Genomic DNA, 25,586 nt, shown 5'->3' with positions numbered 1-25,586 from the left:
GGGACTAGACCTCTCTCTAGAATTCTAAAGGCTCTGATGACGGGAAGAGTTCAACGGCTGAAGCGGATAACTTCCTACATTTCACTTGCGCTAGGGATTGTTACGTTGGTGCTGGCCATCAATCTCGATTCTTATTTTGCAGCACGTAGCCCACGAAGCCCCGTCGCAGAAACCGGTCAGATTCACGCTACGCACCTGCATCACGGCGCATTGGTCTATCTGACGAGTGGCCAGTTGTTTTGGATGAATGCCCTCGTCCCGATCACGGGACTTCTTTTTGTTCTTGGTGCTACGGCGTACTACCGGTCAAAAAAGGATTGATGCTGTTCTTTGTATCGAATGGCGCGCTGTGGCCCTTGGCCGACACATTTCGTCCGATGTCGCCTTCTGGCCCAGGTGCGAAGTGGCGACACCTCTCATTGAGGTCCGGTCAGTGGAGTGGAGCGGACAGATCTGCTCACGCTGAGTTCTTCGCATTTTGAGCTCAAAGCGGAAGCAGCACTGCTTCATCCAAAATTGAGCATTCTGTGCGTTACAGATTGAATTGATCTGTCCTGCAACTAAACTGCGATTGCGGCAGCATCGCTCCCTAGGAAGCCCTGCTACAGATTGCTCACGCTGATGGCTCGAAATTCCCGGCTTGCCAAAGGTACGATCCCGTTCGTGCTGGTGTTCAGCCTGATCGGCGTCTTCAGCCTAGCCGTTGCTGGCTCCGACTTTTACGATTGGTACTTCACCGGCAGCCTTTATTTCCCTGCCAAGTATGGCCACGGCGTTTACACGTCGTACAGCGAAGCGCCGGGACTGTTCGTGGCCGCGGCCTTTAAGAACCTGCTCGTTCTAGCGGTGGGCTTCGTGTGCGCTGTGGCAGCGTGCACCGCACCGTCATCCTTTCGAAAGAAGGAGCAATCGCGTCTCGCTGCGAAAGAAGCGCAGCCATCGGCCCCCCCGTGGCCACGCCGTCCAAAAACGCCCAACTAAGATCGAAATCTACAAGGGCGCGTGGATCGTCCATGGTCCGCTTCTGGCCCGTCGCTTCCGTTGACGTGCTGCAGCTACTTGCCTCCTGATGGGAGCGGACCGGAAGTCTGTCGCTGATCGCCAAACCGTTGCGATTGACCCTTTCCGGAGGTCGAGCGCGACACTCTGCATGCCGCCCTCGTGCTCCCGCCAGTGCCTATTCGACGAACTCCAGAAGAGTGTTCAACGCCAGCCTTGCCGGCACGACCAGCCGGCCCGGGCTCTGGACGAACTCGATTTCTCCAGCTTGCAGGGCCTTCGCCACCTTCGCTAGCGATACCGTGCGGAAGGTGAGCCCTGCCATGTAAGCTCCGCGTCCTTCTGCATCCGGCACTGACGGGCCGAACTGATCCTTCAGCGTCGTCTCGGTAATGACTTCGAGGTTCGCGTTGCCCGCAACCACGTTCTTGCCCCCCTTGATGTCGTGCACGACCTCTGGTCCAAACATATCGGCATAGAGCTTGGTGCCGCTGGCCGGATCGGCGTCGACGATCATCGCGCGGACGACCGCGACGACGCCGTTGGCGTGGTGGCGCCATTCATCGCGCCAAAGCAGGTCGCGCGTGAAGTGGTGGATGAAAAAGACGCGGCCATAAGGCACCCCGCCTCCTTTCATGCGCACCGCTCGGAAGCGGGCGTCGCGCGCCGCGCCGCCGTCGACTTCCACCGGACGGATGAATTCGAGAGGTGGCTCAACCGCCAAGCCCACATTCGAAAGCGCGTCATAGGTGGTCGTGGAATCTTCGGTGCCGAAGGCGAGCCCATTGAGTCCGAGGGAGTAGCTGAGGAGGTCCCGGCGAATGGTCGCGCCTTTGGGCACGGCGATCAGTTCGAGAAAGTCGTTGCCGAACATCGCCAGGTGGTTCATCGAGCCCAGCGAATGGTAGCCACGCGGGGTGAGGGTGAAGCCCAGCCGTCGATAGGTGTCGGCGGCGTGATCGAGGTCGTCACGCGCGTTGATGACCACGTGATCGAGCGTCGCCACTGGTAATGCCATGCTGTGCTCGCAGTTTGCCTACCCGAAATCCCCCGGATAGGTCCCGACCTGAAGTAAAATATCCGGGCTTTTCCGGCCTCTTGCAAGGACAGACGCGAGGTGTGGTCTTACCGCGACCCATGCAGGTCGTTTGCTGCGGCGCATGAGTCCGCTGTTGGCCCCAAGGTCGACATCCAGACACCAGGCTTTAATGTCGCCTTCTGACAGCAAAGCGAACGCGACGACTTTGTGGTGAGCAGACGCCCTACGCCCGCCGCATCAGCTTGAGCGTGGCCGCAAGGCGCAAACTGCGCTTCCTGGCAAGTGCGATGCTTCTATCCATTCGCCCACCACGACCAACAACGGAGTATCACGAGCAAGGCCAGAGACCCCCTTACCAGCCACCATAGGATCGCCAAGCTGGAAGCTTTGAGTTCGGAAAGGAAACAGGATCAGCCGCATATTGGCATCAACGCGCTCAAGAAACGCGACAATCGATCCGGGCCAAGTCCATATGAATAAGGATGGTCGGCCCAGCTCTTCTCACGTTGCCGGATGAACCAAACGCAATCGGCGCAGCAACAGCGCAACTAGCATCAGGGTGATCGAAAGCCCGACAATCTCCGTGACGAATGCCCAGAGCAGGAAACGTGACGCCGCCACTATGATCCCCCGTGACACCCGCTGATGACCATCCTTCGCTCATATCAGAGCAAGATCAGAATGTCTTCTGTGAGGCCTTGGCGTCGAACTTCACCCCTCGCCTTGGCTTCGGTCCTGGTATTGCGGTGACAGTGCTGGACTGCACTCAAGGCGGCTCTACCCACGTCTAGTTAAGTGCACTGTCACCGTGATCCCCACAACGGACGTTCGGTCGTTATTCCGCTGTTCCCAGCTTCGTCGATTTTACTCCCTTTTAATCAGAGTTGCCGGAACTCGCTCACGATTAGTGGATGATCTGGTAGCTCTACTACGGGTAGATCTACCAAAAGCTTCGAATATTGGTCAGTAAGGGAAACGGCATGACAGGGATTACTAACGCATTTCATGAGCCCGAGGAATGCGACACTGGTTCTGTCGAACTCCAATATGTGAAGGCCGACTTCATCGCCGCGTATCAGCTCCACGGCGCGGCAACGCGACGCGTTTGGACATTGGTACTGGTGCTGGCACTTGTTATCGGTGGAGCAACATTCTTTCACCTGCGCGAAGTCACTCCAACCATACTGGCGGTCGCTGTCGTATTGATCGGAGCGGTCTTGGGCACGCTAGCCTTCGCGTGTGTCATCCTTCCGTGGCTTGCACGCCGCACCTTTGCTAGGTACCCCCTTTCTCATCTTGCGCACAAGTTAGTGCTACGGCCGGAGGGGATCACCTTACAAAGTCCACGCGGCATCAGCACACTGCAATGGAAGGATTTCATTCGCTGGCGCACAAACAGCAAAACGATCCTGATATATACGTCGCCAAGTACATTCATTCATTTTCCGGCCCGGCTGGCGGAGTTGGGTTTCCCGATGGACCGCCTCAAAGTCGGGCTCTTGCGTGAACTAGGGCCACCCTTCTGAGAATGATCTGGCGGATCACGTCCGAGTTTGACCCCGTAGCGGACTTCACTAGATTTCTCTCAACTGCAAGCAAAGCTTGCTAACTTGACGGAAGGTTTGCCGGGTGAAAGATTCATCGGTCGGATCGGAGTAGCAGGATGATAGATCGCGCAGCACGCGACCAGCTGTCGGAGAACCTTAGACACCTGATTGCCGGCAGGATTACCAACGATCAGTTTGAACGCAGTACGCCGGTGAACGACGGGGACCCGGCGATCTGGGCGATTACAGACATGTCGTGGCTGCTCTACAGCGATATGAAGGAGCATCGCTTGGTCGGACGTCACAGCCTCGCTCCGGTCTGGAAACGCGAAGTGCTGCGGTGGATTTTGTTTCTCGACGGCGACTTTGAGTACCGCTGGCCGAAGATTTCATTGCCCGGCCTCCACCCCATGCGACGTGCTCGCCCGGTGTGGCTAAGTTGGCATAACGCGATTTCTCACGATCGTGCCTCCGAGTTTCTTGCGGCTGGAGATTACAATGCTTGGCCGTTCATTTCCCGATCCGAGTACAAGCATGCCTTGAGGCATCCGAGACGGCTGGCGGGAAGGCCAAGATCATCACAAACTGAACAGCTCTGGAATTGATCGCGAGCGGCCAAAGATCGGCTCTGTCCGGTTGTGGCCCCAAGGCCGACATCCAGACACCAGGCTTTAATGTCGCCTTCTGACAGCAAAGCGGACGCGACGACTTTGTGTGAGCAGACGCCCTACGCCCTTCGCATCAGCTTGAGCGTGGCGGCCAGCCGCAAACTGCGCTTGCCGGCGAGTGCGATGCCCTCGAGCTCGCCGCTGTCGGGCGTGCAGGTGCCTGAAAAACCGATCCCGACCTCGTAGCCGCCGAACACGGGATTGTCGCCCTTCGCCGGCGTGTGCTCCTGGTTGAGAATCTCGCCCTTCCAGCGGCCGTCCACTGAGGAATAGGAGCCGAGATAGTAGAAGAACGCATCGCCGCCGAGGATGCGGCCGTCGATCAGCAACATCACGCCGGAGAGCCCGGCATCCACACCATCGAGCGCGCGCAGGCTCATCCCATAGAGTCCGTTGGCGATGCCACCCTCCCCGATCGTGCCGCGTGGCGGCAGCGCGCCATCGTCGAGCCGCGTGAGGACGGCCCAGAAATTTCCGCCCGGCATGGTGTCCGCGCTGCCCTCGAGGCGGATCTGGTTGCCGTTCAGCCGGCCCCGCGCGCCGATCGTGGCGACGTCGGCGCCCATCAGCGGCTTGTAATGCGGGTCGTCGTTGTGGCGCTCGGTGATCACCTCGGCAATGATCTCGCCGTCCCGCTCCGAATAGGTGCCGAGATGCGCGAAGGCGGAATTGCCCCCTAGCATCTTGCCGTCGTGCAGGCACATGATGCTGCGCCCGAAGGCATCGTGGATGCCGTATTCAACCTTGTAGAGCCCGTCGAGCAATGTCCTGAACCCGCAAAATCAAAAAGAATCGCGGGGTACCTAGCACCGTCGCCGCACCGATGCCATCCGGCTTATCCGCGCAGGGGCCGCTCGCGGAGCCGACCGTTGCCATGATGCCAGCATGCACCTGTTTTGCCCGACGGGTCAAGTTGATTTCGTAAAATCCGCATTGAGCAGTTTCGAGACCCGGCTGTCTTGAATTTCAACCACTTGGCTACTGTGCATGGGGTTGTTTTCGCCCTTTCGAACCCACAAGTGCCGGCATGACGTGAGTTAGAAGCACAGCGTGGTGACGAGCTTGCCCTGCTTGTCCTTGAGCGCGTATGGGCAGCGCAGCCGCTCCAGCGCCTTCTTGGCGTCCTCGTCGCCGAGCGCGGCCGCGCGCTCGTAATAGGCCTTCGCGGCGTCCTTGTCCTTCGGACCGCCGCGGCCTTCCTGCGCGAAGGCGCCCATCCGCTCCAGCGCGCCGGGATGGTTTTGCGCGGCCGCCTTCTCGAACAGCGCGCGCGCCGCGACATCGTCCTTCTCGCCGCCATTGCCGTTGGCAAGCATCAGGCCGAGCTGGTACTGCGCCTCCGCATTGGTCTCGGCGGCCTTGCCGAGCAGCGTGCGCGCCTGCGCGGGATCGGCGGGCGCGCCACCGCCGGCGGTGCCGAGCGCCGCGAGATTGGAGACGCCGCGGGGGTTGCCGGCTTGAGCAGCCTTCTCGAACAGCTTTCGCGCCTGCGCCTCGTCCCTGGCAACGCCGGAGCCGGTGCCGTAGGCGACGCCGAGCTCGACCATCGCAGCGCTCGAGCCCTTGTCGGCCGCCTTGCGCCAGGCCGCGATGGCTTCGCCTGTCTGCCGGTTGGCCGCATAGGCGCGGCCGAGCGCGAACATCGCCCGCCGCGACGAGCTTGCTGCCTGCTTGCAGAATTTGACCGCGGTCGCGACGTCGGAGGCTGCGATCTCAGGCACGCCCTTCACGTCAGCCGGCTTGTCGGGATCGCTCGGATCGGCGGCGACACGGTCGCACAGAACGAGGTCGGCCGATTGCGCATGCGCGGCGACGGGCGCGGCAAGCGCGACAAGGATGGCAAAGAGACAAATCCGCATGGCCGTCACGTTGCGTCCGCGTGCGGGCGATTTCAAGGCTCGAGTCCGGATTGCCGCAGAACAGGCACGACCTCGGGCGATGCCAGATAGCGCAGCAGCCGGTCAGCCGCTTCGGCCTGCTTCGCATCCACCATGCGGCCGGCTGAGAATACGGCCGGCGTCTGCAAATCATGCGGCACCGGGCCGATCACCTCGATGCCCTCGACCTGCTTCAGCTCGCTGATCTGCTGCACGGCAAGGTCTGCCTCGCCGCTGACGAGCCGCTCGGCGGTAAAGCCCTGCTCGACGATGGTGGCCTTGGCGTTGATCTCGGCGGCGATGCCCATCCGTACGATCAGCTGGGCGAAGTAGACTCCGCTTGCGCCGAGCCGCGAATAGGCAACGGATTGTGCCGCAAGCAGCGCCTTGCGCAGCGCAGCCTCATTAGCGATGTCGGGATGCGGCGCGCCTTTCCGCACGGCAAGGCCGACAAAGGAGCGCGCGAGGTCGGCTGCGCTGTCCGCGATCACCCGGCGCTCGCCGATCATTTCGTCGAGCCCTTCGCGCGTGAGGATCACGAGATCGGCCGCCTCGCCGGCGCGCAAGCGCTTGAGCAGCGCGAGCGTCGGCGCGAAGTCGGCATCGACGTGAATGCCTGTTGCGGTCTCGAACGCGGAGGACAGGCTGCGCATCGCGCCCATCAAGCCGAGCGTCGAGAGCATGCGAACTTTTTCCATGTGCAATTCCCTGGTGCGATCAGGCGCGATGCATCAGCTTCAGTGCCGCGGTCAGGCGCAGGCTGCGCTTGCCGGCAAGCGCGGTTGCTTCCAGCACCGCCTGCTCGCCGTCATAGGACCCGGAGAAGCCGATGCCGACCTCGTGTCCGCCGAAGATCGGATCGTCCTTGGCGGGCGTGTGCTCCTGGTTGAGGATCTGCCCCTTCCAGCGGCCGTTGGCGGCAGTGTAACTGCCGAGATAGTAGAACGAAGCATCGCCGCCGAGGATGCGGCCTTGGTTGAGCAGCATCACACCGGTGAGCCCACCGTCGATGCCGTCGAGCATGCGCAGGTGAACCGAGTAGAGGCCATCGGCGATGCCGGCCTCGCCGACGCCGCCGGCGATCGGCACCTCCTCTTCCGTGATCGGTGTCATCACCGACTGGAAGGGCACGCCGGGCAACTCTTTCAGCTCGCCCTTGAAGCGGTAGAGATCACCGTCCGCCCAGCCCTTTGCAATGAGCGTCGCATCGTCGGTGCCGGCCATGGCGCGGTAGCTCGGATCGGGGTTGTGCCGGACGGTCTTGATGACGATGTCGATGCCGCCTGCGGTCTTCGCGTAGGTACCGATATGGGCGAACGCCGAATTGCCGCCGAGCATCTTGCCGTTGCCGGCATGCATCACGCTCCGGCCGACGTTGTCGCCGAGCTGAAATCGCACCTTGTAGAAGCCTTCAAACACCAGCCGTGTCCCCGGCCCCGCGCGCATCCTGCTGGTACTCTATCCCGCTTTCCGTCGCGATGGACAAGTTTTGCGCCGCCGCAGCCCCACAGGATCAGTCGTCATCAAAATGCAAAAATCCGCCGGAGCTTTTCAGCTCCGGCGGATTGAAAGCCAACCCGGACCAGCCCCAGCCCGGGCCGGGAGGATCTTTAAGCCGCGGCTTTCTTGTCAGCCGGGACGGATGCGATCGTCTTCAGAATCTGCGAGGCGATCTGGTATGGGTCGCCCTGCGAGTTCGGACGGCGGTCTTCCAGATAGCCCTTGTAGCCGTTGTTGACGAAGGAGTGCGGAACGCGGATCGACGCGCCACGATCGGCCACGCCGTAGCTGAACTTGTTCCACGGCGCGGTCTCGTGCTTGCCGGTCAGACGCTTGTCGTTGTCGGGGCCGTAGACGGCGATGTGGTCCATCAGGTTCTTGTCGAAGGCCGCCATCAGCGCCTCGAAGTACTCCTTGCCGCCGACCGTACGCATGTACTCGGTCGAGAAGTTGGCGTGCATGCCGGAGCCGTTCCAGTCGGTATCGCCGAGCGGCTTGCAGTGGAACTCGATGTCGACGCCGTACTTCTCGGTCAGGCGCAGCATCAGGTAGCGGGCCATCCACATTTCGTCAGCGGCCTTCTTGGAGCCCTTGCCGAAGATCTGGAATTCCCACTGGCCCTTCGCGACTTCCGCGTTGATGCCTTCATGGTTGATGCCCGCCGCGAGGCAGAGGTCGAGATGCTCTTCGACCATCTTGCGGGCGATGTCGCCGACGTTCGAGTAGCCGACGCCGGTGTAGTACGGGCCCTGCGGCGCCGGATAACCGGAGGCCGGGAAGCCGAGCGGACGGCCGTCCTTGTAGAAGAAGTATTCCTGCTCGAAGCCGAACCAGGCGCCGGAATCGTCGAGGATGGTGGCGCGCTTGTTGGAGGCGTGCGGGGTCTTGCCATCGGGCATCATGACTTCGCACATCACCAGCACGCCGTTGGTGCGGGCGCCGTCCGGGAACACCGCGACCGGCTTCAGCACGCAATCCGAGCTGTGGCCTTCGGCCTGCTGGGTGGAGGAGCCATCGAAGCCCCAGAGCGGAAGCTGCTCGAGCGTCGGGAACGACGCAAATTCCTTGATCTGAGTTTTGCCGCGCAAGTTCGGAGTCGGCGTATATCCGTCGAGCCAGATGTACTCGAGCTTATACTTGGTCATTGAGCCTCTCTGTAGATGATGCGAAAGGTGGGGTTGAGAGCCCCCGCACGTTTGTACCCGGCCATCATCGGCCGGCCCTTTACAGGCATTTTGCGTGCCAAAAGGCCGCAGCGCGGGAGGTTATCCACCGCGACCGGAACCCGTCGGCCGGCGGAAAATCGTCCGCAGCGACGTGCGGCATAGGCGCGCACCTTCCCGTGAAGCTGCACTGCAAAAATCCCGCGGAAAACGCCCGATTCTGGAGCAGGCCGGCTCCTGCCGGAGGTTGCCGATCAAACGCGCATCAACGTCCGGCAACTTTCGCAAAGCGCCCGGCCCATGCCTAGCAACCTTTGGAATGGCCCAGGCGTTAGTCACCCATACGCTGCCTTGGGGGGTGCAGACTGTCACCTGCCTACAAATTGAGCGGAATCTGATTTCCTTTTCAGCACTTTGCATTTCGGAGTGCGGGGCCGATATGGGGAGTCCAGTAACCACAATCGAACGAGTCGGGCGCACCATGGAGGCCAAGGCGCTTCGACCCAGGAGCAAATCGCAATGATGAACAATGGACTGAGTCAGGGATCTGCGAAGATCTATCAATTCCCCGTCGGGGGCCGCGCGGCTCTCGCCGGACGCCGCTATGGCGACACCCGCTTTCCCGCCGATCACGCGTCGCTTCCCGCGAACGTCTCGATCTGCAGCGACAGTTGGTACCACCAGGACGCGGTCGACGAAGCAAAGCCCAAATGGGAACGCTAATGCCTATGTCAAGTTTGATACCGCCGCGCACTCTCAAGCGCTCGACGGAAGTTTGAAAAAGGGTCGAAACAACGAGGTTTCGACCCTTTTTGATTCTGGACCTGCTTAGCGCGCCCCCGAAACGGCCAACCGCTTGGCAAGCGTCGCCGGCTCGCCGTCGATCGGGAGGAACACGCGTCTGTCGCGTCATAAAACGCAACAATGAACTGCGTACCATCGGCGCAGCGATAGTTGTGGAACGTCTGCGCGTCAGCCTGCCCCGCGCCGGAAATTCCAGCCGCCAGCATGGTGATGACCAAAAGAATGGCCTTGTGCCGGCCCATGATCACCCCCCGTAATGGTCCGTCGGCAACATAACAAAAGCAGCTCCGATGTCAGACTCCCCTGCCCGTCACCTCGCTCTGCAAGGCGCCAGCAATTTTCGCGACCTCGGCGGTTACGCCACAAGCGACGGTCGCACCACGCGCTGGCGTCACATCTTCCGCTCCAACCATCTCGGCCAGCTCACCGCGGAAGACATCGCGATCGTCCGCGCACTCGGCGTCAGAAGCGCGTTCGACTTCCGCGGCGTCGAGGAGCGCGCGGCCGGCGTCTGCGTCGTCGACGAGATCACCGTGCATTCGCTGCCGATCGAGCCGACGGTGGTGGCTTCCCTGCGCGCCGAGCTCGCCAGGGGCGCGCTGACTGCGCCGGTCGCGCTCGAGCTGATGCGCGAGTCCTACCGCAACTATATCCGCCACAACACGCACAGCTTCCGCATGTTGTTTGGCCATCTGCTGGAGGACCGCGCCCCGCTGGTGATCCACTGCACCGCCGGCAAGGACCGCACCGGCTTTGCCAGCGCCCTGATCCTGCATGCGCTCGGCGTGCCCGAGGCGGTCATTGCGGAGGATTACCTGCTGACCAATCGCCACTACAAGCGCGACGTGTCGAGCGTCTCGGATCTGCCCGCCGACGTCCTCGACGCGATCGGCTCGGTCAACGCCTCCTATCTCGACGCCGCTTTCGATGCCGTCGGCCGCGACTATGGCGATGTCGAAACTTACCTGCGCGACGGTCTCAAGCTCGGGGCGGCAGAGCGGACGGCACTGAAGGAGCGCTATCTTCAGGCGTGAGCGACGCCGGGCGCCTCACGCCGTCGGCGTTGCGGCCTTGATGATGGAATTGGTCAGCGCAAGCGATACCTGCATGGTACTCCAGTTGCTCTGATGCAGCTTCAGATCATCCTCCGGATCGAGCAGCTGCTCGAACGAGGCATTGTTGTATACGTGCCAGTGGCGCATCAGCGCCCAACGCTGGAACAGGTTGACCCCAGCGTCCTCCGCCGCGCTTCGGATCGCCGAAACCATCTTCTCCGCGAGATCGGCGTTGTCGTCGAACAGCATGGCCGTCACATATTGCGGGTCGATCAGGATGACATCCATGGTCGGGTGATCGCGCAGGAGGGTTAACCCCCTGGTGATGCTCGCGACCACTTCGTCGAAGTTGAACTCCTTCTGGCGAAAGACCGCGTTGGTGCCGACCTGCCAGAGCACCAGAGAAGGATTGTCAGCAAAGATATCGTCGTCGAACCGAGGCACTTCCAATGGCGCTTCCTGGCCGCCCTGGCCGCGATTGAACACGTCGATCCGGATGTTCGGATGGGGATCATCGTCCTTGTAGTGCTTTCTCAAATACAGCTCGAGCCGCGCGGGATAGGGAACGACATTGCGAAGTCCCGCAGTCGAGGACGACCCCATCGCCACCACGCGCACGGGGCCTCTTCTGCCCAACGCCGCCCGGAAATTCTCCAGCGGATGCTTCAATTCAACAATCTCTGGAGGATTATCGAGAGTCGGCAATTCATCAGCCATGAAACAACCTTCGTCGCCATCTAAGTTGCACTTATAGTAGCCCAGCCTTGAAGCCGCCGCCATTGCAAGTCCAATTTGCCTCACGCAATAGTCGGCGCGAAGTGAGACGACGGAGAATATCATGCAGGGAAAAATCATTGTCGTGACCGGCGCGCTCGGCGCGCTTGGCAAAGTGGTCGCCGACGTCGCACAGTCACGCGGCGCGCGGGTTGCCGGCATCGATCACGCGCCCTCTCAAATGCCGGCGACGACAGAGCGCATCGAGATCGGCGGCGTCGACCTGTCCGACGCGGCGCAGGCGAAGACGGCGGTGGACGCTGCCGCGAAGCATTTCGGCAGGTTGGACGCCCTGGTCAACATCGCCGGCGGCTTTGCCTTCGAGACCGTCGGCGACGGCGATATCAAGACGTGGCACCGCATGCATGCGCTGAACGTGCTGACGGCCCTCAACGCCTCGCACGCGGCACTGCCGCATCTGGCCGCCTCGAAGGCTGGCCGCATCGTCAATATCGGCGCGATCGGCGCACTGCACGCGGGTGCCGGCATGGGTCCCTACGCGGCATCGAAGGCCGGCGTGCATCGCCTCACCGAGGCACTCGCTAACGAATGGAAGGGCAAGGTCACGGTGAATGCAGTGCTACCGTCGATCATCGACACCAAGGCCAACCGCGCCGACATGCCGAAAGCCGACTTCGCCAAATGGGTCACACCGCAAGAGCTTGCCGAGGTGATCCTGTTCCTCATCAGCGACGCCGCAAGCGGCGTCACCGGCGCGCTGATTCCGGTGAGCGGACGGGTCTGATCAATCCGGCACCAGCAGCCGCACGCCGTCCAGCATCTCGATCCGGATGTGATAGAGCCCGTTCCTGATCGTCATCGTCGCGCCCGCCTATTCCCCGCGCAGGCGGTATAGCTGGCTTGACTGTGTCCGGGCAAATGGCCGGCAGCCCGGTTTCGATCCGGGCTAAACTGGCCGTAACTGATTCTGCGATCGGAAACTCGCTTTGGAAACCGCGCTCTATCTCCCCGTCAAACGCTTCCTCGAAGAGCTCGGCTTCTCCGTGAAGGGCGAGATCGGCGGCTGCGATCTCGTGGGCCTGAGCGCCGGCGATCCGCCGGTGGTGGTGATCGGCGAGCTCAAGCTCGCGTTCAATCTCGAGCTGATCCTGCAGGCGGTCGATCGCGCGCCGGCGGGCGACGAAGTCTGGATCGCCGCAAAGATGTCGATCCGCGGCAAGGGACGCGAGAGCGACGCACGCTATCGCAATCTGTGCCGGCGCCTCGGCTTCGGTATGCTCGGGGTGACCGACAACGGCCAGGTCGAGGTGCTGGTGAAGCCACCAACGGCAGCACCCCGCCGCGAGCCGAAGACGCGCTCGCGACTCGTGGCCGAACATCAGCGCCGCCAGGGCGATCCCGTGCTCGGCGGCAGCACGCGCGCACCAATCATGACGGCGTACCGGCAGCAGGCGCTGGCTTGCGCATCAGAGCTCGCCGCAGGCCCGCGGCGCGTGCGCGATTTGCGCGAACGCTGTCCCGACGCGGGCAAGATCTTGCTTAGCAATGTGTATGGCTGGTTCGAGCGCGCCGACCGGGGAATCTACGGGCTTACGGAGGCAGGACATGCGGCGCTGAAACGCTGGCCGCAGCAACGGGTTGAGATCCCGGCCGGTGTCGTGTCACCGCCATGACACCCGACCGGTGCATAGCTGAGATGCCACGCCAAATTCATATTGCAATGCAACATGGACCGCACTAGGTATCCCGGCATCAAACCGAGGCCGTTATGAGCGCAGACTGGAATACCAAATATGGCACGCGGCGCGTGCGCCACGATCCGCCCACCCTGGACGAGGCGATCTTCGCCGCCGTCGGCATCACCGACGACCAGGAGCAGCAGGCCGAGATCGCCGCCTCGCTGATGGGGATGCCGCTGGACGTCGTTCAGGCCGAGGTGAAGAAGCAGGCCCGCACCAACAGCCGTGTCACCGCAACCCGCGTGATCGCCGGCGAACAGGGTGCGCAGCGCTCCGTCGTGGTCGAACGCCGCGTCGTCCGCCGCTTCGGCAACGACAAGCGCACCGGCACCTGAGCGCCCTTCCTTTGCTCCAATAAGAAAGCGGACCGGCCTTGCCGGTCCGCTTTTTGATTCAGGCCCTTGAATTTCAGGCCGCGCGATTGCCGTACATGCTGGAGATCAGCTTCCAGCAGGTCGAGTTGAAGTTGAGCATCGCACGACCGGCCTTGAACGGCGCCGCTGCGAGATCGGCAAGTTCGTCCTCGGGTGTCTTGGTCAGATCGATCGTGCCGGTCGATTCACCATGGCGGAACTGCAGATGCGCGCCGAACTTCTTGGCGAGCGCCCGCATGGCGTGATTCTCCGCGCCCGTGGTAACGCGCAGGCTCCTGTAGCCCTTCCAGCGCGCTTCCGCGATCAGGCGGCTGAACAGCACGGTGCCGACGTTCTGGCGGCGGGCGGAGGCTTCCACGCTGAAGGCAACCTCGGGCAACGAATCGCCCTCCGGCGGATGCAGCTCGGCCGCACCACGGACCACGCCATCGACGATATAGGCGACGATCACCGTGCCATCCTCGGCGCAGCGGGCGGCGTAACGCTCGATGAAGCTGTCGTCGAGAAAACCGTTGAAACGGTCATGCCGGCTTGCGGCATCGAGCCTCAGCAGATGATCGCGCAACAGCGGCAATTCTTCCTGCTGGATCAGGGTCCGCACATAGCCGGGGGCGGTGCGGACGGTGTCTTCAAGTACCACGTCAAAACTCCTCTTGGTGTCCCTCGAGGAGGCGTTCGAATCCCTAGGCCTCCAATATTGTGCGCCGCAACAAATTTTTCAAGACGGGAACCTGCTTAAGTTTGAGGCAGCGGAAACGACTAATTCGTTAACAAAATCAAGGCCCCGTAGTCTTACAGGACCAGCTGCGTCTGGGTCACGATTGCGACCAGCTTGCCGTCCTCCGTCTCCAGCCGGGTGGTCCAGACCTGGGTCCGGCGGCCCCGATGGACCGGGGTGGCGGTGGCGATGACAGTGGTTCCCTCCTTGGCGCCGCCGATGAAGTTGGTCTTGCTCTCCAGCGTCGTCGTGCCCTTGGCGTCCTCCGGCAGGTTGATCACGGTTGCGGCCGCGCCAACGGAATCGGCGAACGCCATCACCGCACCGCCATGGATCGTGTGATGCAGCGTGCAGAGATCGGGCCGCACCGTCATCCGCGCCACCACGCGATCCTTCTCGGCTTCGACGAATTCGACGCCCTTGAGCTCGGCGAACGGCATCTTCATCGCTTTAAGTTTCTCGAGCGGCGTCATCAGATCTCCTCCCAATTCGTTGTTGTCTCAGCGTGAATGGCTGCGCGCGGCAAAGCAATGACGTCGGAGGTAATGGCCGCCGTGACATCGGCACGCCCATTTGCAGCGCGTCAGCTCTGCTGCGCTGCGTCCCGGGACACGAAACCGTCCTCACGTCACCGCATTGACGACCTGATACTCCGGCTGCCGCCACACCTCGCCATTGATCACGTCCTCGATGATCTCGGCCGCCCGCACGATCTCGCTCTCGCCGATATAAAGCGGCGTGATGCCAAACCGCATGATGTCAGGCGCGCGGAAATCGCCGATGAGGCCGCGGGCGATCACAGCCTGCATGGCGGCGTAGCCGCCCTGGAAGGCGAACGAGACTTGCGAGCCGCGGCGCTCGTGCGCGCGTGGCGTGACCAGTTTCAAGGAGGGACAGCGGCGCTCGACCTCAGCGATCAACAAATCGCCGAGCGCTAGCGAACGTGCACGGACCTCTCCGAGGTCGACGCGATCCCAGATATCGAGCGAAGCCTCCAGCGCGGCCATCGCCAGCACCGGCGGCGTGCCGACGCGCATGCGTTCGACACCGCCGGCGGCCGCATAGCCAAGCTCGAACGCGAACGGCTTTGCGTGGCCCATCCATCCGGACAGCGCGGCGCGTGCGTCGTCGGCATGACGCGGGGCGACATAGAGGAACGCCGGCGCGCCGGGGCCGGCATTGATATATTTGTAGGTGCACCCCGCTGCAAAATCGACGCTGCAACCGGCGAGATCGAGCGGCAGCGCGCCGGCCGAATGAGCGAGATCCCAGACCGTGATGATGCCGAGCGCATGCGCCTTGGCGGTCAGCTCCGCCATGTCGTGACGGCGGCCGGTGCGGTAGTCGACCTCGGTGATGTACAGCACCGCAATCTCTTCCGACAGCGCGGCCTCGATCTCCTCGGGCGCCACCAAACGCAATTGATGGCCACGCCCGAGCGTCGCGATCAGACCTTCGGCCATGTAGAGATCGGTCGGGAAATTGCCGGTGTCCGACAGGACGACCTTGCGCGATGCATTCATGTCGAGCGCGGCGGCGAGCGCCTGATAGACCTTGAGCGACAGCGTATCGCCGACCATGACCGACCCCGCTTCCGCGCCAATCAGCCGCGCGATGCGGTCGCCGACGTGGCGCGGCTGGGCATACCAGCCGGCGGTGTTCCAGGCGCGGATCAGCTCGTTGCCCCACTCCGCGGTGATCACGCGGCTGACGCGCTCGGCAACGCCAAGCGGCATTGCACCGAGCGAATTGCCGTCGAGATAGACGACGCCGTCGGGGATATGAAACAGCGCTTTGGTGTCGTCGTAGACGCGAAGCCTGGTCATGCGAGTAGACATCTTGGTCATCTCTACAAAATCGTCCGCACGCGCCAGAGCTCGGGAAACAGCTCGACCTCCAGCATGCGCTTGAGATAGCTGACGCCGCCGGTGCCACCGGTGCCGCGCTTGAAGCCGATGACGCGCTCGACCGTGGTGACGTGGTTGAAGCGCCAGCGCCGGAAGTAGTCCTCGAAGTCGACCAGCTTTTCGGCGAGTTCGTAGAGCATCCAATGCGTCTCCGGCGCCTCGTAGACGATCCGCCAGGCCTGCAGTACCCCCTCGCTAAAACTGTGGGTCTCGCGAACATCGCGCGCCAGCACGGCCGCAGGCATTTTCAACCCATTGCGATCGGCGAGCCGCAGCACCTCGTCATAAAGGCTCGGCGTTGCGAGTTCGGCTTCGAGCAACTTCGTCGTCTCGGCATCATGCGCGTGCGGCTTCAGCATGGCATGATTGCGGTTGCCGAGCAGGAATTCGATCAGCCTGTATTGCCGCGACTGGAAGCCGGAGGACTGGCCCAGTTGCGAGCGGAAGCGTGTGTACTCGCTGGGCGTCATGGTGCGCAGCACATCCCAGGCGTTGTTGAGCTGCTCGAAGATGCGCGACATCCGCGCCAGCATCTTCATCGCGGGCTGCACCTCATCCTTGGCGATAGCGCTGCGCGCGGCGCTGAGCTCGTGGATGGCAAGCCGCATCCATAGCTCGGTGGTCTGATGCTGGATGATGAACAGCATCTCGTCATGCGCTTCGGAGAGCGGATGCTGTGCACCAAGGATCGCATCCAGCGACAGATAGTCGCCATAGGACATGCGCCGGGCGAAATCGGTCTCGGCGCCGTCGCTTGAGGGATCGTAATCGCTGGACGTCATGACAGGCCCTCTCGATCGATCATCCTTGCCCTCGTCAGTCGAGGCCTATCAGCCGCGCGGTGATCGGCGACGACGGATCCTTGAGCGCATCGATCACGGTAAAATGGTTGAGCCCGGGATCGACGACAAGACGCGTCGGCACGTCGAAGCCGGTCCAGACATTGGCGAACAAATCGGACTGGCGGATGAATTCGGGCCGCTCACTGCCGCCGACCCAGGCGGTGACAGGCGAATGTCCGCGCGGCAGATGCAACGCCGCGCTTTCAAGCGTCGCCTCCTCCATGGTCATGCGCAGTGTCTCGTTCATCCTGGTCTTGAGCAGCGGCCGCAGATCGTGCAGGCCGCTGATCGAGAGCGTGCCGGCGATGCGGTTGAAGACGGCGGGCTCGAGCCGGCTGTCGTCGCACAGCATGCGGGTGACGAGATGGCCGCCGGCGGAATGGCCGGCGAGCCGGATCGGTCCTGCGACGAGTGACGCCGCTTTCGCGATCGCGGCGGTGATCTCCGCGGTGATGTCGGAGATGCGCGCGGCCGGCGTCAGCGTGTAGCTCGGCAGCGCGACCGTCCAGCCGTGGTGTCGCGCGCCTTCGGCGAGGTCCGTCCAGGTCGACTTGTCAAAGCGCATCCAGTAGCCTCCGTGCACGAACACGACGAGGCCCTCGCTGTCGCCGTCGGGCAGGATCAGGTCAAAACGCTGGCGCTCACCGGAGCCATAGGCGATGTCGGCACGAAAACCCTTGAGCCCGGCGCGGTAAGCCGCCGCCCGCTCCGCCCATTGCGCCGGCATCTTGTCCGAGCCCGGGATATGGGCCGAATTAGCGTAAGCATCATCCCAATCGCGCATCGTGACTCCCGCGGACTCGCCCAGCAAACGGACGCCAGTCTGCCACCGGTCAGGGCCGCATCCTAGTCTTTCTTTTAAGCTTAAAGGATTTGAGGAAGCCGATGGATTGGGCAGCCGTGGTCACAATTTCCCGGCGACGGACGCCTTTGCCCACCTACGGATCTATCCACCCGTCATTGCGAGCGAAGCGAAGCAATCCAGTCTGGTTCCGCGGAAACAGTCTGGATTGCTTCGTCGCAAGAGCTCCTCGCAATGACGACGGAGAGAGTCTTACGCCTTCTCCAACCCGCACCATTCTGCGATGAACAGCGCCATGGCCTTGGTCGTCTTCTTCAACGACTCCAGATCGACATATTCGTTGAAGCCGTGCATCTCCCCGCCGCTGGCGCCAAAGCACAGGCTGGGGATGCCGTAATTGAGTCCGTAGAAGCGGGTATCGGTGAGCGCGGTGAAGACGAGATTCTCGACCGCGCCGCCATAGACCTTGTCGAAGGCCTTTCCGAACGCCGCTTCCGGCGCGGCGGAATCGGTCAGCTCATAGCCTTCCGACAGGAAGCCCGACCATTCGACCTCCGGCGGATTGTTGGCGAGGAAGCGGTGGTTGCGCGAGGCAGCAGCAACGCAGGCCATGATCTCCTTCTGGTGATCGGCGACCGACCAGCCCGGCAGGATGGCGATACGGCAATCGACGTCGCACCAGGCCGGCACGCTGGAGGCCCAATCGCCGCCCTTGATGATGCCGGGGTTGAAGTTGATGGGATGGTTGAGCGTCTTGAAGTGACGGTCGGCCTTGGCGCGCTCGTTCCACTCGATCTCGAGCTTCTGTAGCGCGTGGACGAGGTGATAGGCCGCCATGATCGCATTGGAGCCGGAGCCGGCAAAGGCGACATGGGTCGGATGGCCCTTCACCCGCAGCCGAAACCAGATCACGCCGACCTGCGAACGGACCATCTTGCCGGCGGTGGGCTCGGGGATGAAGCAGGCATCGGCCCGGTAGCCGCGCTGAAGCGTCGAGAGTGCTCCGACGCCGGTGCTCTCCTCCTCGATCACCGACTGGAAGTGAATCCGCGCCGTCAGCTTAAGGCCGGCTGTCTTGATCGCATCCAGCGCATAGAGCGCGCCGATGGTACCCGACTTCATGTCGCAGGCGCCGCGGCCGAACATCTTGCCGTCCTTGATGACAGGCGAGAACGGCGGCGTGTCCCACAATTCCAGCGGACCTGCCGGCACCACGTCGCAGTGCCCCTGGAGGATCAGCGATTTGCCGGCCTCGGTGTTCGGACGATAAGTGCCGACCACCGTGCGTGCCTTGGAGAAATCATGCTCGATCGGGCCGAAGCCGCGCAGATCCTTGAGATCATCGACGTTGATGTGCCAGTCGTCGACCTCATAGCCGCGCGCGCGCAGGAGGTCGCCGATCATGTCCTGGCACGGCCCCTCCGCCCCGCGGGTCGACGGGATCGCGACGAAATCGCGTGTGGTCGCAAGCTGGGCTTCGAAGCCGGCATCGACGGCGTCAAGAATCCTCTGCTGCGTTTCGGCATTCATCAGGCAACTCCGGGCATCCAGTTGGTCAAGGGTGCGCGCAAGCTAGCCGATTTCAGCCGTTCGGGTACTCCACAAAATAAGCATCCCGCAATGCATCTTCGAGCAGTCGGCCTTCGGAATAGCCATTCAGCGTCGCCGGCCGGCTCACGCCGTCGAGCAGCCGCGGGCATGGCTCCGGAGCACCGAGAACGGTGCGAACCGGAATGCGCTCGGCATAGATCGGCAATTCGTAATCCTCATCGTCGTCGGCGACACCCTTGGCGCGGACCTTTGCGGAAGCTTCCTCGATCTCCATCGCGATGAAGGAGGTCGCCTTGATCTCCTGGGTGTTGCTCGCCCGCAGGCTCGCGGTGCGCTCCGGGAAGAAGCGGTCGACCATCGCGACCACGGCGCGCTCCTTCTCTTGAGCGTCGGTGACGAGATAGGCGGTGCCGAACGCCATCACCGCCCGGTAGTCGGCGGAATGATTGAAGCCGCAGCGCGCCAGCACGAGGCTGTCGAGATGGGCGACCGTCAGGCACACGCGCTCACCCTTGGTCTGGTTGCGCAGCATGCGGCTCGCGCTCGAGCCGTGCCAATAGAGCTTCGTCCCCTCGCGCCAGAAGAAGGTCGGCGTGCAATATGGCTGGCCGTCGATGACATAGGAGACGTGGCACAGCATCGAGGAATCCAGGATACGATGAACCGTCTCATGATCGTAGAAGCCGCGATCGTGCCGGCGCTTCACCTGGTTGCGCGATGACGTCGGATAGGAATTTTGGCTCTCGGTCTGGCTCACGGCCGCTCCTCGTCGGAATTGGAAGAACTCCAAGCTAGTTGTAGCCACGCATTTGGTCTGCGATAGTGCCAATTCGATGCAAAAAATTCCGACCAATTCTCTCGCCCCGGCCAAAGCCGAGCTGCCGCTCGACCTCACCGGCCCGCACATCACTGCCGGCGCCTCCTCGGCGCACCGGCTGTACCAAGCGCTGTGCGAGATGATCGTCTCTGGCCTCGTCAAGCCCGGCGAGCCGCTGCCGCCGTCGCGCACGCTGGCGAAACAGACCGGCTTTCGGCGCAACGCGGTCGTCACGGCCTACGAGCGCCTGATCGCCGACGGGTTTGCGCAAGCCACCGTCGGCTCCGGCACGTTCGTTGCCGCGCGCATTCCGGCGCGGGCCGCCACATCAAAGAAACCGAAGGTGATTGTCGAGGCGCCGAAGCAAGGCGCGCTCTCGCTCGGCTGCACCCATATCGACGAGCGCGCGGTACAGCGCTTTCGCGCGTTTGTCGGCCGGCGCATGCGCGCCTTCGGCGCCGAGCACCTGCACTACGGCGATCCGCGTGGCAGCCGTGAGTTGCGCGTCGCAATCGCGGACCATCTGCTATCGGTGCGAGGGCTGCGCTGCGACCCCGACCAGATCATGCTCACGTCAGGCACGCTGCATACGTTGCGCATCGTGCTCGGCGCGATCCTGAAGGCCGACGATCAGGTCTGGTGCGAGGACCCCGGTTATCCCATCGCGCGCAGGACCATCGCGCAATGCGGCTATCGCACCGTGCCCGTTCCCGTCGACGCCCACGGCTTGCAAATCGCGAGGGGCCGCACCGCCGCGCCGGCCGCGCGCGCGGCCTATGTCACGCCGTCGCATCAGTTTCCGCTCGGCGTGCAGATGTCGATGCCGCGCCGGCTCGAGCTGCTCGACTGGGCGAAGCAGGCCGGCGCCTTCGTGTTCGAGGACGATTACGACAGCGAGTTCCGCTATGACGGCGCCCCATTGATGTCGCTTGCCGGCATCGATCACCTTCAGCGCGTGATCTACATGGGCACGTTCGCCAAGACGCTGTTTCCGGGACTGCGCATCGGCTATTGCGCCCTGCCCGAACGCTTGGTCGGCGACGTCACCGCTGCCCGCGCCGCGCTGGACCGTTTTCCGGGAACGCTGATGGAAGGCGCGGTTGCCGACATGCTCAATTCCGGCGCGTTCGCCGCAAATTTGAAGCGCGTGCGCAAGCTTTACCGTGAGGCGCGCGATGCGCTGGCCGAAACGTTGGAGGCGGCATCGGATGGTGCGCTGTCGGTCCCGGTGCCGTCGCAGGGCTTGCACCTCGTCGCGCAGTTCGATCCGTCGGTTGCGCCAGCGATTGCAGCCGAAGCGAAACAGGCCGCGGGCGCGGAAGGCTGGCTGCTCGCCGACACCTATGCGCGGGCACGTCCGCTACCCGGTTTCGTACTGGGATTTTCGGGGCATGCGGTTCCACGCCTCGTCGCCTCCGCCGAACGACTCGCGCGGGAGGCGCGGGCCGTCTTGCGCAACAAAGGCAAGTCGGGCCGGCGGGCGTGACAAAGGTTCACTATGAGAATCGTGTACCGCTCCCTACATTGCTGCACCGATGCCGGAACCCCTCATCATGCCACTCTGTCGCGCAGCCTGTCTCTCACTCCTGATCTCCGCCACCCTCGCGACAGCGACGCACGCAGCCTCGGTCGGCCGCGAGCAGGACATCGTGGATCTCAAGCTTGGTCAGCGCGTGATGGTGGATGACGGAACCTGCCCGGCCGGACAGGTCAAGGAAGTGCGCGGTTCGAAGATGAGCGACCAGGGTGTCGTGCGAATCAGTTCCTGCGTGGCGCGGTACGGTCCGAAATCGAAATAACCGCTAGGACTTCGCCGGATCGAACATGCACTGCAGGGTCGGCTTGGCGATCTTGGTGAAGGTCGCGCCGATCTCACTTTGCTTTGCCGCAGGCACCCATTCGGTCTCGATCGTGGGAACGCCGGTCTCGCTGATGCCGCGCAGCAGCGCCTCGCGCAGGTCGCGATCCTCGACCACGGCCGCGGCGTGGTCATGCAGGCAGCCGCAGACCTCCTCCGGATGCTCCCATCGCCCCAGCATGCGCGGAGCACATTGCCGCACGAATTCGGTGCGCGGGTCCGGCAATCGGCTCGGTGCGCGCACCTGCGCCTGGACGGAACTGATCGTCAGAAGGGAGAGGACCGCTGCAGCGCAGAGACGAAGGGACATGATGGCCTTTGCCGGCTGATTTTCTTGTTGCTGATCAGAAGCGCGCGGCGAGAACGATGGGCTGCGGTGCCGTGGTCGTCACCGGCGAGCCGCTGTACTGGAAGGTACCGATACCAGGCAGATTGCCGTCCGGCGCGCCGGCGAACGAGGAACCGGCGAGCACGAAGCCTAAAGCGAGGATGAAGCTGAGCGCGCGCATGGATCTGTCCCCGGATGGCCGACGATGTGCCGTCGTCGTTGTGACGCTGATAACCATCCGCGGTTTCTTCCGTGATGCGCCCAAAGCCCAAAATGGTTTCGTCCACGATGAAAATTGTTTCGTCGCCCGTGGCAGGACGAAACAATTCCCGGAAAACATCAATCATTTCAGATGGGGCGCGTAACGGGTTGAACCCGCTTGGGAGCAACCGTCCACGCGGGTTGAAGTGACGCGGTCACATCCACGACGTCAGCGCTTCACACGCATTTTACGGTTTTCTGCTGAAGAGAACCGCAAACGAACGCCGGTCCGGCCGATGACCCCGGAACTCGCCGGGCGCGACCGAAGCCTTCGAAAATCGAAAGGCCCATCAACGGGCCCATGTAAGGAATGGCCATTATGATGGCGCAAGATCGCGCAATGGCGCGCGACGCGGCCGAACGGAACGACCCCGCCGATCAACGCACCGCTTCGCCAGGGGCGATGGCCCTGCAATCAGGCCGCGGCTACGAGGCCGCGCCGCAGGCGTTCGTACGTCTGAGCGGCTCGCACCTTGCGAAACCGCGCGCGAGCCGCGATCACATCACTGAGTGAAGAAGTCCCCGCACTTCTGGACATTCGCGTCGGCCGGTCCCCATGGCATGATCGGCACCGTCGAGGTCGAATTCTTCGGCGATCCCTCGATCAGCCTGTCCGAATAGACCATGTAGACCAGCACATTGCGCTTGGCGTCGCAGCCACGCACGATCTGCATCTTCTTGAAGAACAGCGAACGGCGCTTCCGGAACATGTCGTCGCCCTGTTCCATCTTGTCCTTGAACTTGATTGGACCGATCTGGCGGCAGGCGAGCGAGACGTCGGAAACCTCCTCGGCAAGACCGAGCCAGCCCTTGAAGCCGCCCCTTTCCGGCACCGTGAAATGGCAGGCCACGCCCTCGACCTCGGGGTCGTCGAGGCCGTAGGTCGCGAGCTTGTCATTCGGGCTCATCCATTTGAACACGGTGGAGCGGCGGAAGATCAGATCCGGCTCGTCGGCGGCCTGCGCGGATACCGCCGGCATGGCCAGAGCCAGGAGGAATAAAGCGAGGCCTTTCAAGCGGATGCCGGAAAGACCGGGGAAACGAGATGACATGAAGTTCTCCGGTACCAAGTTCCCGCAATGTAGGCATGGGGTGATCGTTCAGGAAGACGATGGCAGCCGGGCGCGGCCGCCGTTTACCGCTCTGTGAGGCTTTTTTGCTACGTCTTGGACAAATGTCGCTGATGGCAGAACTGCTATGCTGGTGAACGCGTATCCCCTCTGCGACACTAATGTCTGATTTGGATTACGGATTCGAGGAATGACTAGCGTGAACGGGTCCCGTTTTGCTGCCGCTCCGGCACGGCTGTGGCAGTTCGCCATTCTGACGGCCGCGGGTGCGATCGGTACGTCCAGCCACGCAGAAGCAGCGTTCTATTACACACCGGATTATTCGGGCACGTCCTACTACTCCCAGCAAGAGCGGTATCCCGAGGAGCCGCGACGGAAGCCGCAGAAGCGCAGCGCGGCAGCCGCCAAGAAGGAGACCCTCGTCGAGAAGGAGACCGGCGCGAAACCGCAGGGTCCGCTCGTCATCGTGGTCTCGATCGACCGCCAGAAGGTGACGGTCTACGATTCCAACGGCGTGTTCGCGGAGTCGCCGGTGTCGAGCGGCATGAAAGGCCACTCCACGCCGATGGGCGTGTTCAGCATCATCCAGAAGCACAAGTTCCACCACTCCAACATCTATAGCGGCGCGCCGATGCCGTACATGCAGCGGATCACCTGGTCCGGTATCGCCATGCATGCTGGCGTGCTGCCGGGCTATCCGGCCTCGCACGGATGCATCCGCATGCCGATGGCGTTTGCGGTGAAGATGTGGAACTGGACGAAGATGGGCGCACGCGTGATCGTCACGCCCGGCCAGATGACACCGCAAAACTTCTCGCATCCAATGCTCGCCTCGCTGCGCGTCCCGCCGCAGCCGGCTGCAAGCCTCGAGCCGACGACAAGCGTTGGCGACAAGGCGGACAAGGGTGCGCCTGAAACCAAGGTCACTGAAGCGAAGCCGGTTGAAACCAAAACCGCCAGCGCTGAAGGCGTGCCCGAACTGCGCTCCTCGGTCGGCCATATCGTGATGTCGGATATGACCACGGGTAATGCGCCGGTCCGTGAGGAAGCAACCAAAGCCGAGATCAAGACCGACACCAAGTCCGCCGAGACCTCCGAGCCGGCCAAGCAGCCCGAAGCGGCGAGCACGGAACCGAAGCCTGCAGAAGCCGCAGAATCTCCCAATACGACATCGGACGAGAAGCCGGCTGACAAGGTCGAGGCCGCGAAGTCCGACGCGCCAAAGGCAGAGGCTGCCACTTCCGAACCTGCCAAATCCGAGCCGGTCAAGGCTGACGCCGCAACGACCGAGAAGAAGCCCGACGCGGCGGTAACGGCAATTGCGCCCGCGCAAGCCGCTTCGCCGGACGCAAAGAAGGACCAGACCCGCGTCGCCGATCCCGCACCGTCCGTGAAGCCGGACCTGCCGAAGCGGACCGGTCAGATTGCGGTGTTCATCAGCCGCAAGGATTCCAAGCTCTACGTACGGCAGAACTTTGCGCCGCTGTTCGATGTGCCCGTGACCATCGCGGCAAGCGACCGGCCGCTCGGCACTCACGTTTTCACCGCCGAGGTCGACAAGACCGATACGAATGCGCTGCATTGGTCCGTGGTGTCTCTACCCGTCGCCGTCCGCGCCGCTGCGCGTGAGGACGACGGTCGCGTCACGCGCCGCCAGCGTGGCGCCGCCGTGATCCCTGTTGCCGCAAAGCCGGTGATCACGCCGGATAGCCCGGCCGAGGCACTTGATCGCATCACCATCCCTGCCGACGCCATGGCGAAGATCAACGAGATGCTCACCACCGGCGGCTCGGTCATCGTCTCCGACCAGGGCATCAACCAGGGCGAGACCGGCGAAGGCACCGACTTCATCGTCCGCCTGTACTAAGCCTGGCACCGCGTCAGATAACGCGGTGTTGAGCGGGCCGGTCGTCTCGCCGGAGTAAGCTGCCT

The 25,586-nt window shown here is 62.8% G+C and carries 32 protein-coding genes; 14 read left to right on the top strand and 18 right to left on the bottom strand.

Annotation, left to right across the window (positions count from 1 at the left end; all coding sequences use genetic code 11):
• Positions 1-105 precede the first annotated feature (105 nt).
• Positions 106-321 (top strand): hypothetical protein, encoded by a 216-nt coding sequence (locus ACLFLU_RS20270; protein WP_426406654.1) that lies wholly within the window; start codon positions 106-108, stop codon positions 319-321.
• 288 nt (positions 322-609) lie between these two features.
• Positions 610-981 (top strand): hypothetical protein, encoded by a 372-nt coding sequence (locus ACLFLU_RS20265; protein WP_426413910.1) that lies wholly within the window; start codon positions 610-612, stop codon positions 979-981.
• A gap of 196 nt (positions 982-1,177) precedes the next feature.
• On the opposite strand, the gene ACLFLU_RS20260 is transcribed toward ACLFLU_RS20265, so the two are convergent.
• Entirely contained in the window at positions 1,178-2,017 is an 840-nt protein-coding gene (locus tag ACLFLU_RS20260; protein WP_426413909.1) for a VOC family protein, read from the bottom strand.
• 1,001 nt (positions 2,018-3,018) lie between these two features.
• Between ACLFLU_RS20260 and ACLFLU_RS20255 the strand changes: the two genes are divergently transcribed.
• A complete protein-coding gene (locus tag ACLFLU_RS20255) occupies positions 3,019-3,564 on the top strand; it encodes a YcxB family protein (RefSeq protein ID WP_426413908.1) in 546 nt (181 codons plus the stop codon).
• Between the two features lie 137 nt (positions 3,565-3,701).
• Positions 3,702-4,190 carry a hypothetical protein gene (locus tag ACLFLU_RS20250; RefSeq protein WP_426413907.1) on the top strand — a complete coding sequence of 163 codons (489 nt, stop codon included), beginning with the start codon at positions 3,702-3,704 and terminating at the stop codon, positions 4,188-4,190.
• A 122-nt stretch (positions 4,191-4,312) separates the two neighbouring features.
• Here ACLFLU_RS20250 and ACLFLU_RS20245 read toward each other — a convergent pair whose 3' ends face one another.
• The 5 genes from ACLFLU_RS20245 to ACLFLU_RS20225 form a co-directional block, all read right to left on the bottom strand.
• Positions 4,313-5,017: a GrlR family regulatory protein gene (locus tag ACLFLU_RS20245; protein WP_426413906.1), complete on the bottom strand. Its 705-nt coding sequence runs from the start codon at positions 5,015-5,017 to the stop codon at positions 4,313-4,315.
• 273 nt (positions 5,018-5,290) lie between these two features.
• The gene (locus ACLFLU_RS20240) at positions 5,291-6,112 is read right to left on the bottom strand and encodes a tetratricopeptide repeat protein (protein ID WP_426413905.1); all 822 of its coding nucleotides are present in this window, start codon (positions 6,110-6,112) and stop codon (positions 5,291-5,293) included.
• 32 nt (positions 6,113-6,144) lie between these two features.
• Positions 6,145-6,828: a substrate-binding domain-containing protein gene (locus ACLFLU_RS20235; protein WP_426413904.1), complete on the bottom strand. Its 684-nt coding sequence runs from the start codon at positions 6,826-6,828 to the stop codon at positions 6,145-6,147.
• Between the two features lie 19 nt (positions 6,829-6,847).
• Positions 6,848-7,549 carry a GrlR family regulatory protein gene (locus ACLFLU_RS20230; protein WP_426413903.1) on the bottom strand — a complete coding sequence of 234 codons (702 nt, stop codon included), beginning with the start codon at positions 7,547-7,549 and terminating at the stop codon, positions 6,848-6,850.
• A 191-nt stretch (positions 7,550-7,740) separates the two neighbouring features.
• Positions 7,741-8,775, bottom strand: coding sequence for a glutamine synthetase beta-grasp domain-containing protein (locus ACLFLU_RS20225; RefSeq protein WP_426413902.1), 1,035 nt, complete (start codon positions 8,773-8,775; stop codon positions 7,741-7,743).
• A gap of 537 nt (positions 8,776-9,312) precedes the next feature.
• On the opposite strand from ACLFLU_RS20225, the gene ACLFLU_RS20220 reads away from it, so the two are divergent.
• A complete protein-coding gene (locus ACLFLU_RS20220) occupies positions 9,313-9,516 on the top strand; it encodes a DUF2735 domain-containing protein (RefSeq protein ID WP_426413901.1) in 204 nt (67 codons plus the stop codon).
• An 8-nt stretch (positions 9,517-9,524) separates the two neighbouring features.
• Here ACLFLU_RS20220 and ACLFLU_RS20215 read toward each other — a convergent pair whose 3' ends face one another.
• On the bottom strand, positions 9,525-9,839 hold the full coding sequence (locus ACLFLU_RS20215; protein WP_426413900.1) for a hypothetical protein: 315 nt from the start codon (positions 9,837-9,839) through the stop codon (positions 9,525-9,527).
• 48 nt (positions 9,840-9,887) lie between these two features.
• Here ACLFLU_RS20215 and ACLFLU_RS20210 point away from each other — a divergent pair, with 48 nt between their 5' ends.
• Positions 9,888-10,631, top strand: a complete 744-nt coding sequence (locus ACLFLU_RS20210; RefSeq protein ID WP_426413899.1) for a tyrosine-protein phosphatase — start codon at positions 9,888-9,890, stop codon at positions 10,629-10,631.
• Between the two features lie 15 nt (positions 10,632-10,646).
• Here the strand turns inward: ACLFLU_RS20210 and ACLFLU_RS20205 are convergent, their stop codons facing one another.
• A complete protein-coding gene (locus ACLFLU_RS20205) occupies positions 10,647-11,432 on the bottom strand; it encodes an SGNH/GDSL hydrolase family protein (protein ID WP_426413898.1) in 786 nt (261 codons plus the stop codon).
• 58 nt (positions 11,433-11,490) lie between these two features.
• Here ACLFLU_RS20205 and ACLFLU_RS20200 point away from each other — a divergent pair, with 58 nt between their 5' ends.
• The 3 genes from ACLFLU_RS20200 (at position 11,491) to ACLFLU_RS20190 (ending at position 13,461) form a co-directional block, all read left to right on the top strand.
• On the top strand, positions 11,491-12,171 hold the full coding sequence (locus ACLFLU_RS20200) for an SDR family oxidoreductase (protein WP_426413897.1): 681 nt from the start codon (positions 11,491-11,493) through the stop codon (positions 12,169-12,171).
• A 202-nt stretch (positions 12,172-12,373) separates the two neighbouring features.
• Positions 12,374-13,060, top strand: a complete 687-nt coding sequence (locus tag ACLFLU_RS20195) for a DUF2161 domain-containing phosphodiesterase (RefSeq protein ID WP_426413896.1) — start codon at positions 12,374-12,376, stop codon at positions 13,058-13,060.
• Between the two features lie 95 nt (positions 13,061-13,155).
• Positions 13,156-13,461, top strand: a complete 306-nt coding sequence (locus tag ACLFLU_RS20190) for a hypothetical protein (RefSeq protein WP_426413895.1) — start codon at positions 13,156-13,158, stop codon at positions 13,459-13,461.
• A gap of 73 nt (positions 13,462-13,534) precedes the next feature.
• On the opposite strand, the gene ACLFLU_RS20185 is transcribed toward ACLFLU_RS20190, so the two are convergent.
• The 7 genes from ACLFLU_RS20185 to ACLFLU_RS20155 all read right to left on the bottom strand — a co-directional run bounded on the left by ACLFLU_RS20185 (position 13,535) and on the right by ACLFLU_RS20155 (position 20,077).
• A complete protein-coding gene (locus ACLFLU_RS20185) occupies positions 13,535-14,140 on the bottom strand; it encodes an N-acetyltransferase family protein (protein WP_426413894.1) in 606 nt (201 codons plus the stop codon).
• Between the two features lie 152 nt (positions 14,141-14,292).
• Positions 14,293-14,691 carry a PaaI family thioesterase gene (locus ACLFLU_RS20180; protein ID WP_426413893.1) on the bottom strand — a complete coding sequence of 133 codons (399 nt, stop codon included), beginning with the start codon at positions 14,689-14,691 and terminating at the stop codon, positions 14,293-14,295.
• A 150-nt stretch (positions 14,692-14,841) separates the two neighbouring features.
• Complete coding sequence (gene kynU, locus ACLFLU_RS20175) at positions 14,842-16,044, bottom strand: kynureninase (protein WP_426413892.1); 1,203 nt, start codon at positions 16,042-16,044, stop codon at positions 14,842-14,844.
• A 23-nt stretch (positions 16,045-16,067) separates the two neighbouring features.
• Positions 16,068-16,907 carry a tryptophan 2,3-dioxygenase gene (gene kynA, locus ACLFLU_RS20170; RefSeq protein ID WP_426413891.1) on the bottom strand — a complete coding sequence of 280 codons (840 nt, stop codon included), beginning with the start codon at positions 16,905-16,907 and terminating at the stop codon, positions 16,068-16,070.
• Between the two features lie 34 nt (positions 16,908-16,941).
• Positions 16,942-17,751, bottom strand: coding sequence for an alpha/beta hydrolase (locus ACLFLU_RS20165; protein WP_426413890.1), 810 nt, complete (start codon positions 17,749-17,751; stop codon positions 16,942-16,944).
• A gap of 270 nt (positions 17,752-18,021) precedes the next feature.
• Positions 18,022-19,299, bottom strand: a complete 1,278-nt coding sequence (locus ACLFLU_RS20160) for an ArgE/DapE family deacylase (RefSeq protein ID WP_426413889.1) — start codon at positions 19,297-19,299, stop codon at positions 18,022-18,024.
• 52 nt (positions 19,300-19,351) lie between these two features.
• On the bottom strand, positions 19,352-20,077 hold the full coding sequence (locus ACLFLU_RS20155; RefSeq protein ID WP_426413888.1) for a pyridoxamine 5'-phosphate oxidase family protein: 726 nt from the start codon (positions 20,075-20,077) through the stop codon (positions 19,352-19,354).
• 76 nt (positions 20,078-20,153) lie between these two features.
• Here ACLFLU_RS20155 and ACLFLU_RS20150 point away from each other — a divergent pair, with 76 nt between their 5' ends.
• Both ACLFLU_RS20150 and ACLFLU_RS20145 read left to right on the top strand, forming a co-directional pair.
• The gene (locus ACLFLU_RS20150; RefSeq protein ID WP_426413887.1) at positions 20,154-21,623 is read left to right on the top strand and encodes a PLP-dependent aminotransferase family protein; all 1,470 of its coding nucleotides are present in this window, start codon (positions 20,154-20,156) and stop codon (positions 21,621-21,623) included.
• 67 nt (positions 21,624-21,690) lie between these two features.
• Positions 21,691-21,936 (top strand): DUF6719 family protein, encoded by a 246-nt coding sequence (locus tag ACLFLU_RS20145; RefSeq protein ID WP_426413886.1) that lies wholly within the window; start codon positions 21,691-21,693, stop codon positions 21,934-21,936.
• A gap of 3 nt (positions 21,937-21,939) precedes the next feature.
• On the opposite strand, the gene ACLFLU_RS20140 is transcribed toward ACLFLU_RS20145, so the two are convergent.
• Positions 21,940-22,305, bottom strand: coding sequence for a hypothetical protein (locus ACLFLU_RS20140; RefSeq protein ID WP_426413885.1), 366 nt, complete (start codon positions 22,303-22,305; stop codon positions 21,940-21,942).
• A 34-nt stretch (positions 22,306-22,339) separates the two neighbouring features.
• Positions 22,340-22,504 carry a hypothetical protein gene (locus ACLFLU_RS20135; protein WP_426413884.1) on the bottom strand — a complete coding sequence of 55 codons (165 nt, stop codon included), beginning with the start codon at positions 22,502-22,504 and terminating at the stop codon, positions 22,340-22,342.
• Between ACLFLU_RS20135 and ACLFLU_RS20130 the strand changes: the two genes are divergently transcribed.
• The gene (locus ACLFLU_RS20130; RefSeq protein ID WP_426413883.1) at positions 22,503-22,688 is read left to right on the top strand and encodes a hypothetical protein; all 186 of its coding nucleotides are present in this window, start codon (positions 22,503-22,505) and stop codon (positions 22,686-22,688) included. The two genes, ACLFLU_RS20135 and ACLFLU_RS20130, sit on opposite strands and share 2 nt — an antisense overlap.
• A 215-nt stretch (positions 22,689-22,903) precedes the next feature.
• A complete protein-coding gene (locus ACLFLU_RS20125; protein WP_426413882.1) occupies positions 22,904-23,098 on the top strand; it encodes a hypothetical protein in 195 nt (64 codons plus the stop codon).
• Here ACLFLU_RS20125 and ACLFLU_RS20120 read toward each other — a convergent pair.
• Entirely contained in the window at positions 23,088-23,636 is a 549-nt protein-coding gene (locus ACLFLU_RS20120; RefSeq protein ID WP_426413881.1) for a CreA family protein, read from the bottom strand. The genes ACLFLU_RS20125 and ACLFLU_RS20120 overlap by 11 nt on opposite strands.
• Positions 23,637-23,844: 208 nt before the next feature.
• Here ACLFLU_RS20120 and ACLFLU_RS20115 point away from each other — a divergent pair, with 208 nt between their 5' ends.
• Positions 23,845-25,521, top strand: coding sequence for a L,D-transpeptidase family protein (locus tag ACLFLU_RS20115; protein ID WP_426413880.1), 1,677 nt, complete (start codon positions 23,845-23,847; stop codon positions 25,519-25,521).
• Positions 25,522-25,586: the final 65 nt, after the last annotated feature.

Origin of the sequence: Bradyrhizobium ganzhouense, assembly GCF_049949285.1 — a bacterium.
In the GTDB taxonomy this organism is placed as follows: domain Bacteria; phylum Pseudomonadota; class Alphaproteobacteria; order Rhizobiales; family Xanthobacteraceae; genus Bradyrhizobium; species Bradyrhizobium ganzhouense.
Note: the sequence above shows the minus strand (reverse complement) of the source record. Positions and strands in the feature narration are given on the sequence as shown.

What these genes read in the sequence shown, in the direction of transcription:
- ACLFLU_RS20260 (WP_426413909.1), bottom strand. Translation starts at nt 2,017, where the DNA reads ATGGCATTACCAGTGGCGACGCTCGATCACGTGGTCATCAACGCGCGT.
- ACLFLU_RS20255 (WP_426413908.1), top strand. Translation starts at nt 3,019, where the DNA reads ATGACAGGGATTACTAACGCATTTCATGAGCCCGAGGAATGCGACACT.
- ACLFLU_RS20250 (WP_426413907.1), top strand. Translation starts at nt 3,702, where the DNA reads ATGATAGATCGCGCAGCACGCGACCAGCTGTCGGAGAACCTTAGACAC.
- ACLFLU_RS20240 (WP_426413905.1), bottom strand. Translation starts at nt 6,112, where the DNA reads ATGCGGATTTGTCTCTTTGCCATCCTTGTCGCGCTTGCCGCGCCCGTC.
- ACLFLU_RS20235 (WP_426413904.1), bottom strand. Translation starts at nt 6,828, where the DNA reads ATGGAAAAAGTTCGCATGCTCTCGACGCTCGGCTTGATGGGCGCGATG.
- ACLFLU_RS20225 (WP_426413902.1), bottom strand. Translation starts at nt 8,775, where the DNA reads ATGACCAAGTATAAGCTCGAGTACATCTGGCTCGACGGATATACGCCG.
- ACLFLU_RS20220 (WP_426413901.1), top strand. Translation starts at nt 9,313, where the DNA reads ATGATGAACAATGGACTGAGTCAGGGATCTGCGAAGATCTATCAATTC.
- ACLFLU_RS20215 (WP_426413900.1), bottom strand. Translation starts at nt 9,839, where the DNA reads ATGGGCCGGCACAAGGCCATTCTTTTGGTCATCACCATGCTGGCGGCT.
- ACLFLU_RS20210 (WP_426413899.1), top strand. Translation starts at nt 9,888, where the DNA reads ATGTCAGACTCCCCTGCCCGTCACCTCGCTCTGCAAGGCGCCAGCAAT.
- ACLFLU_RS20205 (WP_426413898.1), bottom strand. Translation starts at nt 11,432, where the DNA reads ATGGCGGCGGCTTCAAGGCTGGGCTACTATAAGTGCAACTTAGATGGC.
- ACLFLU_RS20200 (WP_426413897.1), top strand. Translation starts at nt 11,491, where the DNA reads ATGCAGGGAAAAATCATTGTCGTGACCGGCGCGCTCGGCGCGCTTGGC.
- ACLFLU_RS20190 (WP_426413895.1), top strand. Translation starts at nt 13,156, where the DNA reads ATGAGCGCAGACTGGAATACCAAATATGGCACGCGGCGCGTGCGCCAC.
- ACLFLU_RS20180 (WP_426413893.1), bottom strand. Translation starts at nt 14,691, where the DNA reads ATGACGCCGCTCGAGAAACTTAAAGCGATGAAGATGCCGTTCGCCGAG.
- kynU (WP_426413892.1), bottom strand. Translation starts at nt 16,044, where the DNA reads ATGACCAGGCTTCGCGTCTACGACGACACCAAAGCGCTGTTTCATATC.
- kynA (WP_426413891.1), bottom strand. Translation starts at nt 16,907, where the DNA reads ATGACGTCCAGCGATTACGATCCCTCAAGCGACGGCGCCGAGACCGAT.
- ACLFLU_RS20165 (WP_426413890.1), bottom strand. Translation starts at nt 17,751, where the DNA reads ATGCGCGATTGGGATGATGCTTACGCTAATTCGGCCCATATCCCGGGC.
- ACLFLU_RS20160 (WP_426413889.1), bottom strand. Translation starts at nt 19,299, where the DNA reads ATGAATGCCGAAACGCAGCAGAGGATTCTTGACGCCGTCGATGCCGGC.
- ACLFLU_RS20150 (WP_426413887.1), top strand. Translation starts at nt 20,154, where the DNA reads ATGCAAAAAATTCCGACCAATTCTCTCGCCCCGGCCAAAGCCGAGCTG.
- ACLFLU_RS20145 (WP_426413886.1), top strand. Translation starts at nt 21,691, where the DNA reads ATGCCACTCTGTCGCGCAGCCTGTCTCTCACTCCTGATCTCCGCCACC.
- ACLFLU_RS20140 (WP_426413885.1), bottom strand. Translation starts at nt 22,305, where the DNA reads ATGTCCCTTCGTCTCTGCGCTGCAGCGGTCCTCTCCCTTCTGACGATC.
- ACLFLU_RS20130 (WP_426413883.1), top strand. Translation starts at nt 22,503, where the DNA reads ATGGATCTGTCCCCGGATGGCCGACGATGTGCCGTCGTCGTTGTGACG.
- ACLFLU_RS20135 (WP_426413884.1), bottom strand. Translation starts at nt 22,504, where the DNA reads ATGCGCGCGCTCAGCTTCATCCTCGCTTTAGGCTTCGTGCTCGCCGGT.
- ACLFLU_RS20125 (WP_426413882.1), top strand. Translation starts at nt 22,904, where the DNA reads ATGATGGCGCAAGATCGCGCAATGGCGCGCGACGCGGCCGAACGGAAC.
- ACLFLU_RS20120 (WP_426413881.1), bottom strand. Translation starts at nt 23,636, where the DNA reads ATGTCATCTCGTTTCCCCGGTCTTTCCGGCATCCGCTTGAAAGGCCTC.
- ACLFLU_RS20115 (WP_426413880.1), top strand. Translation starts at nt 23,845, where the DNA reads ATGACTAGCGTGAACGGGTCCCGTTTTGCTGCCGCTCCGGCACGGCTG.